The organism is Streptomyces deserti (assembly GCF_054782695.1).
On record NZ_BAAGRZ010000004.1, the window covers coordinates 1 to 16,383 of the forward strand.

Below are 16,383 nucleotides of genomic sequence, written 5' to 3' on the forward strand. Positions count from 1 at the left end.
TCGGGGCGAACACATCACGAGAGCGGTGCGAGAGGAGGAATAATCCCCTCGCACACAGCGTCCTCGCTGTGTATTTTCAAAGGAACCTCGCCCTCCCAGACGGGAGAGACGGGGTATCAACATATCTGGCGTTGACTTTTGGCACGCTGTTGAGTTCTCAAGGAACGGACGCTTCCTTCGTACTCACCCGAGAGACTCTCTCGCGGCTTTCCTCCGGGCGCTTCCCTTCGGTGCTTCCAACTCTACCAGCGTTTTCCCGGCTCTCTGACCACCGTCCTGCGGGCATGCAGGAGGCGACCCCGAGATAGGATCTGGCGAGTTGGGTTGCTGCCGGGCAAGGACGCCTGGTCGCGTCGCTCAACCCCAAGCAGGCGTACGACTGTACACGGAGCCGCCGAGCGGGTGCAAACCGATGAGAGATGCGGTCTAGACCTCTAATCTGGATCTCTCACACGGAACCGGTACTTCCTATGCCATACCCTGCTGCACAGTTGCGCCGTCCGGGACAGGCAGTGACGGCGTAAAGATCTCCACCCCTGGGAGGCTTCCCATGACCACCGTGACGTCCCCGCTGGCAGGACGCGCCATCGCACTGGCAGCCGTGCCGGATCCGGTCTTCTCCGGGGCCATGGTCGGCCCGGGCACAGCCATCGACCCCGTACGTGAGCCTTCCGAGGCCGTCGCGCCCGTCGACGGAGTCATCGTCTCTCTGCACCCGCACGCTTTCGTCGTCGTCGACGAGAGCGGACACGGTGTGCTCACCCACCTTGGTATCGACACGGTGCAGCTCAACGGCGAGGGTTTCGAGCTGCTCGTGAACAAGGGCGACACCGTTGCGCGGGGCCAGGGCATCGTGCGCTGGAACCCGGCCGCCGTGGAGGCCGCCGGCAAGTCCCCGGTGTGCCCGATCGTGGCGCTGGAGGCCACGGCCGAGGCTCTCTCCGATCTTCGTGACGACGGCGATGTGAAGGCCGGCGACAGTCTCTTCTCCTGGAAGTGACGTCAGTGCCGTCGTATGACGGCGAGTAGGACAACCAACGCGGCGGCGGGACCCGCCGCTCTATCGGAGACGGGTGAGATGGAGACAACGCTGCGAGGCGTCGGCGTAAGCCACGGTGTGGCGATCGGCGAGGTTCGGCATATGGGAACGGCGGTGCTCGAGCCGCCGGCCAAGCAGATCCCGGCGGAGGAGGCGGAGCGTGAACAGGGGCGCGCCCGCAAGGCCGTCGAGGCTGTGGCGGCCGACCTGATTGCGCGCGGCAATCTGGCGGGAGGCGAAGCCCAGGCCGTGCTCGAGGCGCAGGCCATGATGGCTCAGGACCCCGAGCTGATGGCGGATGTGGAGCGGCGTATCGCCGTCGGCAGCACGGCCGAGCGAGCGGTGTACGACGCGTTCGCCGCGTACCGCGAGCTGCTGGCGAGTGCCGGTGAGTACCTTGCCGGTCGCGTGGCCGACCTCGACGATGTGCGGAATCGTATCGTCGCCCGTTTGCTCGGAGTGCCCATGCCGGGCGTTCCGGACAGCGACGAGCCGTATGTCCTTGTCGCCCGTGACCTCGCGCCGGCCGACACGGCGCTGCTGGACCCGGCTCTGGTGCTCGGTTTCGTCACCGAGGAAGGCGGCCCGACCAGCCACAGCGCGATTCTGGCGCGGGCCCTGGGAGTGCCGGCCGTTGTGGCGTTGCCTGGTGCCGGGGAGCTCGCCGAGGGCACGGTGATCGCTGTCGACGGCAGCACCGGCGAGATCTTCGTCAGCCCGAGCGAGGAGAAGAAGGCGCAGTTGCAGGCCGCTGCCGCCGAGCGCAAGGCCGCGCTGGCGGCCTCGACCGGGCCGGGTGCCACCGCCGACGGTCACAAGGTGCCGTTGCTCGCCAACATCGGCGGTCCTGCGGATGTGGCGGCCGCTGTCGAGGCGGGGGCCGAGGGCGTCGGTCTGTTCCGTACCGAGTTCCTCTTCCTGGACGACAACAAGAAGGCGCCGTCCGAGGAGAAGCAGATCGCGGCCTACCGGCAGGTCCTTGAGGCGTTCCCCGAGGGTCGTGTCGTCGTGCGGGTGCTGGACGCCGGTGCGGACAAGCCGCTGGACTTCCTCACGCCGGCCGACGAGCCGAACCCGGCGCTCGGCGTGCGGGGTCTGCGGACGCTGCTCGACCACCCCGAGGTGCTGCGCACGCAGCTGACCGCGCTCGCGAAGGCGGCGGAGGGTCTGCCGGTCTACCTCGAGGTCATGGCCCCGATGGTGGCGGACCGTACTGACGCGAAGGCCTTCGCGGACGCGTGCCGTGAGGCGGGGCTGCGGGCGAAGTTCGGTGCGATGGTCGAGATTCCGTCGGCCGCGCTGCGGGCGCGCTCGATACTGCAGGAGGTCGAGTTCCTGTCGCTGGGGACGAACGACCTCGCGCAGTACACCTTCGCCGCCGACCGTCAGGTGGGTGCCGTCTCCCGACTGCAGGACCCCTGGCAGCCCGCGCTGCTCGACCTCGTCGCGCTCTCCGCGGAAGCGGCGAAGGCCGAGGGCAAGAGCTGTGGTGTCTGCGGTGAGGCCGCGTCCGACCCGCTGCTCGCGTGTGTGCTGACCGGTCTGGGCGTCACCTCTCTCTCCATGGGTGCGGCGTCGATTCCCTATGTCCGTGCGACGCTGGCGAAGTACACGCTGGCGCAGTGTGAGCGGGCCGCCGCGGCGGCGCGGGCGACGGACAGCGCCGAGGACGCGCGCAACGCCGCTCAGGCGGTGCTGTCGGGCGAGTAGGTCGGACCTGGCCGGCCGGTGATCGGCCCGGAGGGGCGCTCCACGGGAGGTGGGGCGCCCCTTCCGCGTTCAGTGGCGGTGTCCCTGGGACGGTTCCTCCTCGCCGAGGTCGGGCGGCTCGCAGTAGTCGACGTTGGACTCCGGGGAGATGAGGTCTCCGGATTCGATGTCGGTGCAGTAGGCGTCGAAGACCTCTCCGGCGGTGAGGGGTGCGAGGCCGTAGGCACGCAGGCGCCAGCCGTAGATGCGGTCGCAGGTGCCGGGGGCGCTGGTGCGCATGACGAGGCCACCTGGGCTGTCGGTGGCGAGGCCGAGGGCCAGGACGGTGGTGAATTCGAGCGCTTCGGCCTCGTCCAGTTCTGTGATGCCGTCGCTGTCGTCGGCGTGGAGGACGGCGACGAGGGTTTCCGGCGGTCCGGAGACGCTGCAGACGAGGTGCCGGTTGCCTGGTGGCGCCGTGTCGAGGATGCGAACGAGGAGGTCGGATGCACGTACGAAGGCGGCGCGGCCGATGTCCTCTCCGCAGGAGGTGCAGGCGCCGAGGCGGGCGAGAAGTGTGGTCGCGTACTCCCAGGTGGCCTGGCGGACGGCTTCGTCGACGAGTGCAGGGAGAAGGTCGGCCAGGGGCTGGCCTTCGTAGGGGATGGCGGGCCCTGTCGCCGCGAGTTCCGCCGTGAACCGCGCGCGGCTCGAGGGGCGGTCGGGGTCGATACCCGCGTCCGTGCAGTACTCGGCGTACTCCTCCGGGTCGAAGAGGGTCACCGTCGTGTGGTTGCCCTGGGAGGCGCGTGCCCGGAGGAGGCCTTCCACCTGCTTGAGGTAGGTGGCGTGGTCGTCGAAGGTGAAGGTTCGGTAGCGCCGCATGGCGCGGAAGTCGTGCTCGTCGGTCAGCAGGCCGATGGTGCCGGCGATCTCGCGGCGCAGAGCGCGCCGCATGGTCTGGTGGTCGGTGTGCGCCATGTTTCCCCCTGTGCGCAGTCGATCAATGCTCACTCACAGTAATCGACGGCACTGACAACGGCGTCCGGGCGAGGCGGTCGGGGACCAGGGGGATGCTGATTCAGGCAGGTCGGGGCTATGTCGGTGATGAAGACGGTCAGCCGACGGGCCGGTGCGCAGAGTGGCGGTGACGCGACCGCCGGTGGCCCAGAGGGCCGCGCCTCACCGTCGCCGGACTCGAGCCGGCCGACGCGGTGCGGGCGGCCTCGGACTTCAGCGCCCTGTTAGGCGAGTCCGAGGCCGGCCACCTGTGGAGGCTGACCACTCTGACCACTCTTGCGAGGGCCGGTCAGGCGCGTTTGCGGGCCAGGTCCTCGTAGAAGTGGAGGAGGTCGAGGTTGTCGATGGAGCCCGGGTTGACCGCCTTCTCCAAGGGGGTGCCCTGGAGGAGGCGTTTGACCGGGACCTCGATGCGTTTGCCGGTGAGGGTGTGCGGGATGCCGGGCACCTCGATGATCTCGTCGGGGACGTGGCGCGGCGACAGCTGTTCCCGGATGGTCTGCTTGATGCGGTTCAGGAGGGCCTCGTCGAGGACGGCTCCCGGGGCCAGGTGCACGAACAGGGGCATCCAGTAGCCGCCGTCGGGCTGCTCGATGCCGATGACGAGGGATTCCCTGATCTCGGGGAGGCGTTCGACGGCTTCGTAGATGTCGGCCGAGCCCATGCGGACGCCCTGGCGGTTGAGCGTGGAGTCGGAGCGTCCGTGGATGATCACGGATCCGCGCGAGGTGACGGTGATCCAGTCGCCGTGCCGCCATACGCCGGGATAGGTGTCGAAGTAGCTGTCGTGGTAGCGGCTGCCGTCCGGGTCGTTCCAGAAGTAGATCGGCATGGAAGGCATGGGGTTGGTGACCACGAGTTCGCCGACCTCGTCGATCAGGGGCTTGCCGCTCGGGTCCCAGGACTGCACGTCGGTGCCCAGACAGGGCGCCTGGAGCTCGCCCACGTACACCGGGAGGGTCGGTACGGCTCCCGCGAAGCAGGAGCACACGTCCGTGCCGCCGCTGACGGAGGCGATCCACAGGTCGTCGCGGACCTCGTCGTGCAGCCAGCGGAAGCCGTCGGGGGGCAGGGGCGAGCCGGTGGTGGCGACGCACTGTACGGCGGACAGGTCGAAGTCACGGGCCGGGTGCACGCCCGCCTTGCGGCAGGCCATGACGTACGCGGCGGAGGTGCCGTAGAGGGTGGCCCCCGTGCGTTCGGCGACCCGCCACTGGGCGCCCGTGTCCGGGTAACCGGGGCTGCCGTCGTACAGGACGATCGTCGTGCCGGTGAGGAGGCCGGAGACGAGGAAGTTCCACATCATCCAGCCCGTCGACGTGTACCAGAAGAAGCGGTCGTCCGGGCCCAGGTCGCAGTGGAGGCCGAGCTGCTTGAGGTGCTCGACCAGGATGCCGCCCTGGGACTGGACGATGGCTTTGGGCAGGCCGGTCGTGCCGGAGGAGTAGAGCACCCACAGGGGGTGGTCGAAGGGCACCTGCTCGAAGACGGGGTCGGTGTCCGCGGCCGTGAGGGCCGACCAGTCCAGGGCGCCCTCGGGGGCCTCGGTGCCGAGGAGGGGGATGTGGACGACGGCGCGCAGGGTGGGCAGTTCACGGCGCAGTTCGGCGACGATGTCGCGGCGGTCGTGTTCCTTGCCGCCGTAGCGGTAGCCGTCGACGGTGAGCAGGACGACGGGTTCGACCTGCTGGAAGCGGTCCAGGACGCTGCGGGCGCCGAAGTCGGGCGCGCAGGACGTCCAGACGCCGCCCACGGCCGCCGTGGCCAGGAGGGCGACCACGGCCTGGGGGATGTTCGGGAGGTAGCCGCTGACGCGGTCTCCGGGGCGTACGCCGAGAGCGCGTAGCTCGGCGGCGAGGGAGCCGACCTGGCGGCGCAGTTCGGCCCAGGTGACGGGGCGCGGCTCGTGGGTCTCGTCGACGTGCAGGAGGGCCGGTTCGTCCGGGCGGGTCGCTGCCGCGCGCAGGGCGTGCTCGGCGTAGTTCAGAGTCGCTCCGGGGAACCACTGGGCGCCCGGCATGGCACGGTCGCCCAGCACGCGCGCGTAGGGGGTCGAAAAGCGGACGTCGAACCACTCCGTGACGGCTTTCCAGAACGTGTCCAGTTCGTCGACGGACCAGCGGTGCAGGGCCGCGTAGCCGCCGCCGGAGGGGGCGCCGTGGTGTTCGGCGGCCCAGGCCTGGAACCTGGTGATCTGTGCCTTGGCGATGCGTTCCGGATCTGGCTGCCGGAGCGGCTGGGGCTTCACGGTCGACATGGGGCGGCTCCCGGAATGTGCGCGTCGTGTGCGTCCTCCGCGCACGGGCTGGGTGTGCGCGTGACGCGGCTGACACGGACGATGCCACGTGATCGACTTCCGCACCAGGGAGCGCTCCACATAGTCCGTGTCGTGAAGATGTGGTCCCGCCACGGGTGAACGGCAGTTGAACGACACGCACGCGTGGGGCGCTCAATGGCAGGGTGAGCAGCATGGACGGTCGTGACCTGGTGCGTTCGGTGAAGGCGGTCGGTTCGGTGGGGGCGGCGCAGGGGGTGCGCACCGTACGGGCCGCGTGGCGCAGGCGGCGTGCCGACGCCGCCGGGCTGCCGCCGCGGGGGACCGAGCGCGCGCGGGTGCCCGGCCCCGTGCAGGAGGTGGAGCCCGGGCCGGGTGGCGGCATCGTGCGGTTCGGCCGCTCCGAGCTGCGGGTCCTCGTCGCCGTGAACGGGGCGGTCTTCTGGGGCTGGGACGGGGCCGGTCCCGAGCCGTCGTACGCGCTGGCGGGCCGGTGCCCCGAGCCGGATCCGCGGGCGGTACTGGAGCCGGACAAGGACGGCGGCTGGCGGGTCGTGGCCGAGCGGGTGACGGTCGTCGTCTCGCGGCACGGCGCGATCGAGGTGCGTACCCCCGGTGGGGTGACCCTGCGCCGTGACCTTCCGCCGCGGTGGTGGGAGCCGGTGGGTGGTGGCCCTGCGCGCTGGATGCAGCGGTCGGAGGTGGCCGCTGACGCGCGGTTCTTCGGGCTCGGGGGGCGTGCCTCGGGCCCTCGGCTGCGGGACGGGACCTACCGGCTGTGGAACACCGATCCCGGCTACGCCTTCGCCCCTAGCGACAACCCGCTGTACATCACGATGCCGGTCCAGCTGGTGGTGGCCGACGCGGGCACGCACCTGATGTTCCACGACAGCTCGTGGGACGGCACGGTGGCGCTGCGGGAAGGTGAGGAGGGCGCGGGGTCCGGGCACGATCGGGCCGGGACGAGCGAGCTGCGGATGGACGGCGGTCCGCTGCGCTGCTGGGTGATGGTGGGCACCCCCGCGCGCGTGCTGCTCACGTGGGCCTCGCTCACCGGTGCGCCCGCTCTGCCGCCCGCGTGGGCGCTCGGCCACCATCACGCGCGGTGGGGTTTCGGCAGCGAGCAGGAGGTGCGGCGGATCGTCGCGGGCTATCAGGAGCACGGTCTGCCCCTCGACGCCGTTCACCTGGACATCGACCACTACGACGCTCACCAGGTGTTCACCGTGGACACGGAGCGCTTCCCGAAGCTGCCGGTGTTCGCCGAGGAGCTGCGGCGGGACGGGATCCGGCTGGTGTCGATCGTCGATCCCGCGATCAGGGCCGCGCCGGGCAACGCCGTGTACGACAGCGGGACGGCCGAGGACGCGTTCGTGCGGGACGCCTCGGGCCAGGTGGTGCGGGGAGTCGTGTGGCCCGGGGAGGCGGTCTTTCCGGACTTCACGCACGCGCGCGTGCGGGAGTGGTGGGGCGGCCTGTACGAGGAGCGGCTCGCCCAGGGGTTTTCGGGCTTCTGGCACGACATGAACGAGCCGACGTCGTTCGCGGCCTTCGGGGAGACCACGTTGCCGCGTTCGGCCCGGCACGCGCTGGAGGGACGGGGCGGCGATCATCGCGAGGCGCACAACGTGTACGCGCTGTGCATGGCCAGGGCGGGCTACGAGGGGCTGCGGAAGCTGGCGCCCCAGGAGCGCCCGTTCGTGTTCTCGCGCTCCGGGTGGGCGGGCATGCAGCGGTACGGCGGGACGTGGTCCGGTGACGTGGCCACGAGCTGGCCGGGGCTGCGGGCGTCGCTGGCGTCGGTCCTGGGGCTCGGGCTGTGCGGAGTTCCGTACTCGGGGCCGGACATCGGAGGCTTCGACGGGAATCCGTCGCCCGAGCTGTATCTGCGGTGGTTCCAGCTGGGCGCGTACCTGCCGCTGTTCCGCACACACGCGAGTCTGCGGGCCGGACGCAGGGAACCGTGGGAGTTCGGTTCCGAGGTGCTGGAGCACGCGCGCGTGGCGCTCCTGGAGCGACGTCGGCTGCTGCCGTACTTCATGACGCTGGCGCATCTGGCATGTCGTACGGGGGCGCCCTATGTGCGGCCGGTGTGGTGGTCGGCGCCTGAGGAGCGTGCGCTGCGGGACTGTGAGGACGTCTTCCTGCTGGGTGACTGCCTGCTGGTTGCCCCGGTGCTCGATCCGGGCGCGGACCGGCGTGCCGTGCAGCTGCCGAGGGGACGCTGGTACGACACGTCGACGGGACGGGCGTACGAGGGGCCGGCGCAGGTGCTCGTCGACGCTCCCCTGGCGCGGATTCCGGTGTTCGCGCGCGCGGGTGCCGTCCTTCCCGTGCGCGGCGAGGACGGCGGGCTGGAACTGGAGGTGTGGGCGCCCGCGCAGGGCCGGACCGGAGGTGGGCTGGTCGTGCCGGACGCGGGCGACGGCTGGGACGAGCCGGAGATCGAGCGTTACACCGCCCGCTGGGAGGGGCGTCGGGTCGTCATCGAGCGGGAGGGTGAGGACGGCGGGAGCGAGCCGCCTCACCCGGTGCGCGTCCGCGGGCTCCAGGAGCGCTGAGCTCAGACGTAGCGGCCCTCGAACCAGGCCCGCACGGCCAGGGTGTGCAGGGGGAAGGCGAGTTCCTCCGGCCTGCGCAGGAGGTGCCAGCCCTCCGTCTCGTCCGTGGCGGCGGAGGGCGGCAGGCCCTCGGCGGGGCGTTCCGGGAGGAGCCCGAACAGCAGGAGGTGTCCGTCGGGCGAGCTCATCGCGTCGACGAGCCGTACGTCGCGGCTCGCGGCGTCGATGCCGGTCTCCTCCTTGAGCTCGCGGACGAGCGCCTGCCGCCAGTCCTCGCGGTCGTTGATGTAACCGCCGGGCAGGGCCGTGCCCCCGCGCGCGGGAGCGACGGTTCGGGTGATGACGACCAGGGCGGTGCCCTTGGTGTCGTACACGGGCTGCAGGGCGACCGCGACCGGCAGCGGATTGCGGTAGGCCACCGTGCCGCACGCCGGGCAGGTGCGGGGCCAGCCGGAGACGCCCTCTTCGTAGGGCGCGCCGCAGCTCGAACAGTGGGAGTTCGGCGCGGGATTGGAACTGGAGTGCTGAGTTTCGGACACGCGGCGGACTGTATCCGATCACGGGAGCGACGTCTCCGGGAGGCGACTCAGTTGTTGCCGGTGAGCGACCTGGAGGACACCGGGAAGTCGAAGTAGGTGTCCGGGTGGGGCTCGGGCTTGTACGTGTAGTGCCACCATTCCTCGGCCAGGTTCACGAAGCCGAGGTCTTCCATGGTGCTCTTGAGCAGCAGCCTGTTGGCGCGTTGTTCGCCCTGGACGCGCGGGTCCAGGGTGTGCGAGAGGGTGTCGAAGCAGTCGAAGCCGGTGCCCATGTCGACGGAGTTGTCGGGGAACCTCTCGTCCTGGGGCGCGAAGCAGGGCACGAGGGGCTCTCCGGGGTGGTACGGCCGGGTCGGCCGCGCCGGGAGCCGCACGATGGTCAGATCCACGGTCGAGCCGCGGCTGTGGCCGGATTTCTCCGCGATGTAACCGTCCGCGAACAGCCGGGCCTTGTCGACGTTCGGGTAGAACTCGCCCTTCATGGCCTGGTCGTCGAGGTCCTGGGCCCAGCGCACGAAGTGGTCCACGGCGCGCTGCGGCCGGTAGCAGTCGTACACCTTGAGGGCGTAGCCCTGGCGCAGCAGCTTCTTCTGGGCCTTGTGGAGGGCTTCGGCGGCGGGGCGGGTGAGGATGCAGATGGGCTGCTGGTAGCCGTCGATGCGCTGGCCCACGAAGTTGTGGAGGGTGAAGTAGCGCATCTCCTGGAGAATCGTCGGGTCCACGCTTCTGAGGGCCACGAAGTCCTCGGGCGCCTTGGGTTCGGTCTTCGCCTGGGCGGGGGCGGAGGCGGTGGTCACGGCGAGCAGGGTCGTGAGCACGGTGAGCAGACCGCGTAGCGCGCTGGAGAGTCGTGTCATGTATCTGCCTCTGCCCAGGCCGGGACTCCCATGACACACCGACGTCCCGCCGGTCCACGACCGGCGTCTCACGTCGTACGAACACCCGTGTCGGCGTACGAACGCGTTCTCACCGGCGTACAGCGGACTCGGCGAGATCCTTCTACGCTCTGTGATCACGCCGGAATCCTGCGTGAACGTCTCATGAACTGGGCTTGCGCCTGTTGCGGCGGAGCCATCATGCTCCCGTGCGCTCCTGGACGGATACTCTCCGCTTCGCCTTCCAACCGGTGGTCAACCTGACGACCGGCGGGGTCGCAGGGCTGGAGATACTCGCCCGCCCGGAGACCGGCGGCATTCTGGCCGAGGCCCGCCGCGATCCCGAACTCGATGTCCGGCTGGCGGTGTCGGCGGTCCGTGCGGCGGTGCGCAAGGAGACGCTGCTGCCGCTGCACATCAACGTGTTCGCCGGCACGCTCGCCGACCTGGGCGGGCTGCCGTCGTTGCACGACGCCGTGCGCCAGGCCGGACGGCTGCCGTGGGAGGTGACGATCGACGTCAGCCCGCCCTGCACGCATGTGCCGCAGCAGTCCCTGCTGGAGGCGGTGACCGCGTTGCGCGGCCAGGGCTTCCGGATCTGCGCGGACGGCGTCGGGGACGGGGACGTGCCGTTGCGGCTGCTCACGGACCTCTCTCCCGACCTGGTGAAGCTGGACGGGTCGCTGCTGGCGCGGCCCGCGGCGGTGCGGGCGATGCGGACGCTGTGCGACGGGCTGGGAGCGCTCCTGTCCGTCGAGGGCGTGGAGACGGAGGGACAGTGCGCGACCGCGCTGTCGGCCGGTGCGCAGCTGGCGCAGGGCGAACTGTTCGCGCCGCCGGCCCGGCTGCCCGCCGCGGACGTGTACGTTCCGACTCGCGGCCCCGGTGTGGTGGCCACGCCCCCGTCCGGCCCGTCGGTACGGGAGTTCGTGCGGCCCGCCGCGCTGCTGCCCGCCACCGCGTCCGCGGGACAGGTACGGGACCTGCTGACCGGGTCGCCGGACGTGTCCGGGGTGCTGCTCGTGGACACGGCCGGGGTGCCGGTCCGGTCGGTGCACCGGTCCCGTTTCCTGCTGTCGATGTCGGGGCGCTACGGACATGCCCTGTATGCCGACCGGCCCGCCGCCAAGCTGGGTGATCCGCCGCGCACGGTGGGCATCAACGCCACCGCCTGGGAGGTCCTGGACGTGGTGGCGGTCGGCGACCGGGACCGTACCTCGGACGACGTGGCCGTCGTCGACGAGTATGGGCGGTGCGTGGGCGTCGTACGGCTGGCGGACCTCGTGCGGGCACTGGCCGAGAGCCGGGTGGAGGAGGCGGCCGGACTCAATCCGCTGACGCGGCTGCCCGGCTCGGACGCCATCACCGGTGAGGTGGACCGGCGGATCGCGGCAGCGCGGACGTTCGCGCTGAGCTGGCTGGACGTGGATCACTTCAAGCAGGTCAACGACGGTGCCGGCTTCGCGGCGGGCGACGAGCTGATCCGGTCGGTCGGACGGGCGCTGCAGCAGGCCGCGTCCGGCAGCACGCGCGTGGGGCACATCGGCGGGGACGACTTCCTGGTGCTGACCGATCCGGAGCGGCTGGATCCGCTGGCGGCCGCCGTGCTGGACGCGCCCTGGTCGGCGGGTGGCCGCCCGGTCACGTTGTCGCTGGCCACGGTGGTGTGCGCGCCGGGCAGCGTGACGGATCACCGGCAGGCGGCCGCCTGTCTGGCGCCGCTGAAGAAGGCGGCGAAGGCGTTGCGGGGGGCGAGTTGGGTGCTGGGGCGGGCGGGCGTGCCCGGGCATGAGATCCGCCGTGGCTCGGAGATGGCGTCGGCGCCTGCCGGGTGAGCGCCGCGCCATCCGCGGTGAGGGAGCCGGGAGGGTGAGCCGGGTGAGTGAGCCGGGTGCGTGAGCCGGGTGGGCCTGTAGTCGCTGCATGCCTCCTGCACGACGGCCGGTGCTTGCGTAGGCGGCTCGGGCGACGTCATCGGCCGAGCCGTTCGGCCTCCGCTCGGTCCAGCAGCGGCATCGCTCGTGGCCGGGCCTCGGCGGGTGCCGAACCATCGCCTCTGCCCGTCCGCCCCGCGGGCTCAGCTGATCGCTGCGGGCCGCCCCGGCGCCGGTCGCCCGGCTGCCCGCCTTCGGCTTGGCAGGCGCCGAGCGCCGGCCTGTGCGAACCTGATGAAAAAGCGGCCGTCCGTCCGGTCTCAACCGTTGGCGTCAGCGACCTTGACGCCCCAGGGGTGCCGGTGAACACTTCCGGTGTCAGTCGACATCGTCGTACATACTCGGCGTAATCCGGCACCGCGCCACGGGGCCCTCCTGCGTCAAGGCCCATTCCCCCACGGGCGATTCGGCTGCGACGGCACGCTCGTCACGGACGCCGGGCGGGGCGCGGGACTCCCTGCCTTCGGCTGAAGTCGCCATGGGAACCGCACCTCGCACGGAGGACCGGGGCCGACGCCCCGGGCAAGGGCCTAGGAGCCGCCATGAGCAACGTAGACATTTTCGTCGGCGAGATCATCGGTACGGCGATCCTCATACTGTTCGGCGCGGGAGTCTGCGCCGCAGTCACCCTCAGATACTCGAAAGCGCGGGCCTCGGGGTGGACCGTGATCGCTTTCGGCTGGGGGTTCGGTGTGCTGGCCGGCGCGTACACCGCCGCTCCCCTGTCCGGCGGCCACATCAACCCCGCCGTCACCCTCGGTATCGCCATCGACACCGGCAAGTGGGACAAGGTCTGGATCTATGTCCTGGGCCAGCTGGTCGGTGCCATGCTCGGCGCCGTCCTGTGCTACCTCACTTACTTCGCCCAGTTCCGGGCCAACGTCAGGGATGTGGGCACCACGGAGGGCACGGAGGAGGAACCGGTACCGACGCTCGGCATCTTCTCCACCATCCCGGAGATCCGGAACCCGGTCGCCAACCTGATCACCGAGATCATCGCGACGATCGCCCTGGTCCTACCGATCCTCGCCTTCGGCCTGACCAGGGGTCTCGGCGAGTCCGGCATGCTCGTGCTGATCGTCGCGCTGCTCGTCGTCGGTATCGGCCTCTCCCTCGGCGGGCCGACCGGCTATGCCATCAACCCGGCGCGCGACCTCGGCCCACGGATCGTGCACACCTTCCTGCCGATTCCGCACAAGGGCACGTCCGACTGGGGCTACGCGTGGGTCCCGGTCATCGGCCCGCTGATCGGCGGAGCGCTCGCGGGTCTCATCTACAACATCGCCTTCTGAATCCAGCCCAAGGGGTAGCCATGACGGACAACGCCGAGAAGTACGTCGCCGCAATCGACCAGGGCACCACCTCCAGCCGCTGCATCATCTTCAACCAGGACGGCGCGATCGTCGCCGTCGACCAGCGCGAGCACCGCCAGATCTTCCCCAAACCCGGCTGGGTGGAGCACGACGCCACCGAGATCTGGTCCAAGACTCAGGCGGTGGTCGCCGGGGCGGTCGCCAAGGCCGGGCTGCGCGCCGACCAGCTGAGCGCACTCGGCATCACCAACCAGCGGGAGACGACGGTCCTGTGGGACCGGGCGACGGGCAAGCCCGTGCACAACGCGATCGTGTGGCAGGACACGCGCACCGCGGCCCTGTGCAACCAGCTGGGCGGCTCCGACGGGCAGGACCGTTTCCGCGAGCAGACCGGGCTGCCGCTGGCCACCTACTTCTCCGGCCCCAAGGCGGCCTGGCTGCTCGACAACGTGCCCGATCTGAGGGCCCGCGCCGAACGCGGCGAGATCGCCTTCGGCACGATCGACTCCTGGCTGATCTGGAACCTCACCGGCGGCACGGACGGCGGGAAGCACGTCACCGACGTGACCAACGCCGGGCGCACCATGCTGATGAACCTGGAGACCCTCCAGTGGGACTCCTCGATCCTCTCCGCGATGAACATCCCCGAGGCCGTGCTGCCCGAGATCAAGTCCTCGGCCGAGGTGTACGGCACCGCCATCGGCCAGCTCGGCGGGGTGCCCGTAGCCTCCGCGCTGGGCGACCAGCAGGCGGCGGTGTTCGGGCAGGCCTGCTACGACGTGGGCACGGCGAAGAACACGTACGGCACGGGCAGCTTCCTGCTGCTCAACACCGGCAACCGGCCGGTGGCGTCCAAGAGCGGGCTGCTGACGACGATGGGCTACAAGATCGGTGAGGAGGCGCCGGTCTACTGCCTGGAGGGGTCGATAGCCATAACGGGCGCGCTGGTGCAGTGGTTCCGCGACCAGCTCGGCATCATCCGCACCGCCGACGAGATCGAGCCGCTGGCGGCGAGCGTGGAGGACAACGGCGGGGCGTACATCGTGCCCGCGTTCTCCGGCCTGTTCGCGCCGTACTGGCGCTCCGACGCGCGTGGTGTGATCACCGGGCTCACCCGGTACGTCACGAAGGCACATCTCGCGCGTGCGGTGCTGGAGGCGACGAGCTGGCAGACGCGCGAGGTCGTGGACGCCATGTACCAGGACTCGGGGGTGCACATCACGACCCTGAAGGTCGACGGCGGCATGACGAAGAACAACCTGCTCATGCAGCACCAGGCGGATGTGCTCGACGTGCCCGTGGTCCGGCCCAAGGTCTCCGAGACGACCTGCCTGGGCGCCGCCTACGCGGCCGGGCTCGCCACGGGCGTGTGGAACGACCTCGACGAGCTCAAGGCGCACTGGCAGAAGGACGTCGAGTGGACGCCGGCCATGGAGGCGTCGGTGCGGGACCGCGAGTACCGCAACTGGCACAAGGCCGTGGAGAGGAGCTTCGGTTGGGAGGACGAGGACGGCGGCAGCTAGGCACACGCGCGTGGGCGTCGTTTTCCGGACTGCGGCCCGTACCCCGGTCGGCGGGGGTACGGGCCGCTCCGTCAGGTGGTGACGGCGTTGGTCCGGCGGCGGTCCGCCGCGTACGCCATCGCGTGCTCCACGACGCCGATGAGGACCTCCTTGACCGACTCCCGGTCACGCGCGTCACACATCACCAGCGGTACGTCGTCGTCGAGGTCGAGGGCCTGGCGGACGTCCTCCACCGGGTAACGGGCCGCTCCCTGGAAGCAGTTGACGCCGACGAGGAACGGTATGGAACGCCGTTCGAAGTAGTCGACGGCGGCGAAGCAGTCCGCCAGGCGGCGGGTGTCGGCGAGCACGACGGCACCGAGCGCGCCCTCGGACAGCTCGTCCCACATGAACCAGAACCGTTCCTGACCGGGCGTGCCGAAGAGGTACAGCACCAGGTCCTCGCGCAGCGTGATGCGGCCGAAGTCCATGGCCACGGTGGTGGTGTGCTTGCCTTCCACACCGCTGATGTCGTCGACCGGGCGCCCGGCCTCGGTGAGCAGTTCCTCGGTGCGCAGCGGCCTGATCTCGCTGACCGCGCCGACGAGCGTGGTCTTGCCCACGCCGAAGCCGCCGGCCACCAGGATCTTGAGCGTGACGGGCTCGACCGGGGGCTTGCCGCGCTCAGAACGCCCGAAGATCATCGATCTCTTCTCCTGCGTGATGGGGGTCGTGCGACGGTGGGCCGTAGCCTCCGCCGCCGGGGGTTTCGATGACGAGGACGTCGCCGGGGCCGACGTCCGCCGAGTCGCTGCCGCCGAGCTCGGTGACCGTGCCGTCCGTGCGCTCCGCCCGGTCGGCGCCCAGCGCGCCGGGCTCGCCGCCCGCCATGCCGTACGGCGGCACCCTGCGGTGCTGGGACAGGGTGGAGACGGTCATGGGCTCCAGGATCCGGATGCGGCGCACCGCTCCGTCGCCACCGCGCCACCGTCCGGCGCCGCCGCTGCCGCGCCGGACCGCGAACTCCTCGAGGCGGACGGGCAGTCGCCACTCCAGGACCTCGGGGTCGGTGAGCCGCGAGTTCGTCAGGTGTGTCTGGACGACGGGCGCGCCGGGGAAGCCGTCGCCCGCGCCGGAGCCGGAGGCGACGGTCTCGTAGTACTGGTGGCGTTCGTTGCCGAAGGTGACGTTGTTCATGGTCCCGGAGCCCTCGGCCTGCACGCCGAGCGCCGCGTACAGGGCGCCGGTGATGGCCTGCCAGGTCTCCACGTTGCCCGCTACGACGGCGGCCGGGGGCTCGGTCGCGAGCAGGGAACCGGGCGGAACGACGGTCTTCAGGGGGCGCAGGCAGCCGTCGTTGAGCGGGATGTCGTCGGCGACGAGGGTGCGGAAGACATACAGGAACTGCACGACGGCGTCGGTGGCGACCGTCGTGCCCATGCGCACGGCCTCGATGGGGTCGCCGGAGCCGGCCAGCAGGACGCGGGCGCCGGCGACCGCCGCGTCGGAGTAGCGCGCCGGGTTGTCCGACAGCAGCTTGTGCGTGAGCAGCCGGCCGTCCGGGCGCCGCGCGACGATGTCGGTGAACGTGCCGCCTCGGTCGACCCAGAACTGCCAGCCTGTCACGTCACTACCC

The 16,383-nt window shown here is 70.7% G+C and carries 12 protein-coding genes; 6 read left to right on the forward strand and 6 right to left on the reverse strand.

The annotated features are described in order from the left end of the window. The first annotated feature begins 550 nt into the window (after window positions 1-550). Both ACYVMZ_RS10205 and ptsP read left to right on the forward strand, forming a co-directional pair. Entirely contained in the window at window positions 551-1,000 is a 450-nt protein-coding gene (locus tag ACYVMZ_RS10205) for a PTS sugar transporter subunit IIA (RefSeq protein ID WP_461077865.1), read from the forward strand. 78 nt (window positions 1,001-1,078) lie between these two features. Beyond that, window positions 1,079-2,749 (forward strand): phosphoenolpyruvate--protein phosphotransferase, encoded by a 1,671-nt coding sequence (gene ptsP / locus ACYVMZ_RS10210; RefSeq protein ID WP_461077867.1) that lies wholly within the window; start codon window positions 1,079-1,081, stop codon window positions 2,747-2,749. Window positions 2,750-2,818: 69 nt separating this feature from the next. Here ptsP and ACYVMZ_RS10215 read toward each other — a convergent pair whose 3' ends face one another. Together ACYVMZ_RS10215 and ACYVMZ_RS10220 are read right to left on the reverse strand one after the other, a co-directional pair. Next, window positions 2,819-3,709: a hypothetical protein gene (locus ACYVMZ_RS10215; RefSeq protein WP_461077869.1), complete on the reverse strand. Its 891-nt coding sequence runs from the start codon at window positions 3,707-3,709 to the stop codon at window positions 2,819-2,821. Between the two features lie 328 nt (window positions 3,710-4,037). Next, window positions 4,038-6,005, reverse strand: coding sequence for an acetoacetate--CoA ligase (locus tag ACYVMZ_RS10220; RefSeq protein WP_461077871.1), 1,968 nt, complete (start codon window positions 6,003-6,005; stop codon window positions 4,038-4,040). A 212-nt stretch (window positions 6,006-6,217) separates the two neighbouring features. Between ACYVMZ_RS10220 and ACYVMZ_RS10225 the strand changes: the two genes are divergently transcribed. Next, complete coding sequence (locus tag ACYVMZ_RS10225; RefSeq protein WP_461077873.1) at window positions 6,218-8,584, forward strand: glycoside hydrolase family 31 protein; 2,367 nt, start codon at window positions 6,218-6,220, stop codon at window positions 8,582-8,584. Window positions 8,585-8,586: 2 nt separating this feature from the next. Here ACYVMZ_RS10225 and ACYVMZ_RS10230 read toward each other — a convergent pair whose 3' ends face one another. After that, window positions 8,587-9,123: an NUDIX domain-containing protein gene (locus ACYVMZ_RS10230; RefSeq protein ID WP_461077875.1), complete on the reverse strand. Its 537-nt coding sequence runs from the start codon at window positions 9,121-9,123 to the stop codon at window positions 8,587-8,589. A gap of 47 nt (window positions 9,124-9,170) precedes the next feature. Next, window positions 9,171-9,980, reverse strand: coding sequence for a M15 family metallopeptidase (locus tag ACYVMZ_RS10235; protein ID WP_461077877.1), 810 nt, complete (start codon window positions 9,978-9,980; stop codon window positions 9,171-9,173). Window positions 9,981-10,207: 227 nt separating this feature from the next. Between ACYVMZ_RS10235 and ACYVMZ_RS10240 the strand changes: the two genes are divergently transcribed. The 3 genes from ACYVMZ_RS10240 to glpK all read left to right on the forward strand — a co-directional run bounded on the left by ACYVMZ_RS10240 (window position 10,208) and on the right by glpK (window position 14,768). Next, window positions 10,208-11,833: an EAL domain-containing protein gene (locus ACYVMZ_RS10240; protein WP_461077879.1), complete on the forward strand. Its 1,626-nt coding sequence runs from the start codon at window positions 10,208-10,210 to the stop codon at window positions 11,831-11,833. Between the two features lie 641 nt (window positions 11,834-12,474). Further along, on the forward strand, window positions 12,475-13,224 hold the full coding sequence (locus ACYVMZ_RS10245; protein WP_461077881.1) for an MIP/aquaporin family protein: 750 nt from the start codon (window positions 12,475-12,477) through the stop codon (window positions 13,222-13,224). 20 nt (window positions 13,225-13,244) lie between these two features. Continuing rightward, window positions 13,245-14,768 carry a glycerol kinase GlpK gene (gene glpK / locus ACYVMZ_RS10250; RefSeq protein WP_461077883.1) on the forward strand — a complete coding sequence of 508 codons (1,524 nt, stop codon included), beginning with the start codon at window positions 13,245-13,247 and terminating at the stop codon, window positions 14,766-14,768. A gap of 71 nt (window positions 14,769-14,839) precedes the next feature. On the opposite strand, the gene ACYVMZ_RS10255 is transcribed toward glpK, so the two are convergent. After that, window positions 14,840-15,451, reverse strand: a complete 612-nt coding sequence (locus ACYVMZ_RS10255; protein WP_461077885.1) for a GTP-binding protein — start codon at window positions 15,449-15,451, stop codon at window positions 14,840-14,842. Further along, complete coding sequence (locus tag ACYVMZ_RS10260; RefSeq protein ID WP_461077887.1) at window positions 15,432-16,373, reverse strand: hydantoinase B/oxoprolinase family protein; 942 nt, start codon at window positions 16,371-16,373, stop codon at window positions 15,432-15,434. Before ACYVMZ_RS10260 ends, ACYVMZ_RS10255 begins: the two co-directional genes overlap by 20 nt. Between the last annotated feature and the right edge of the window lie 10 nt (window positions 16,374-16,383).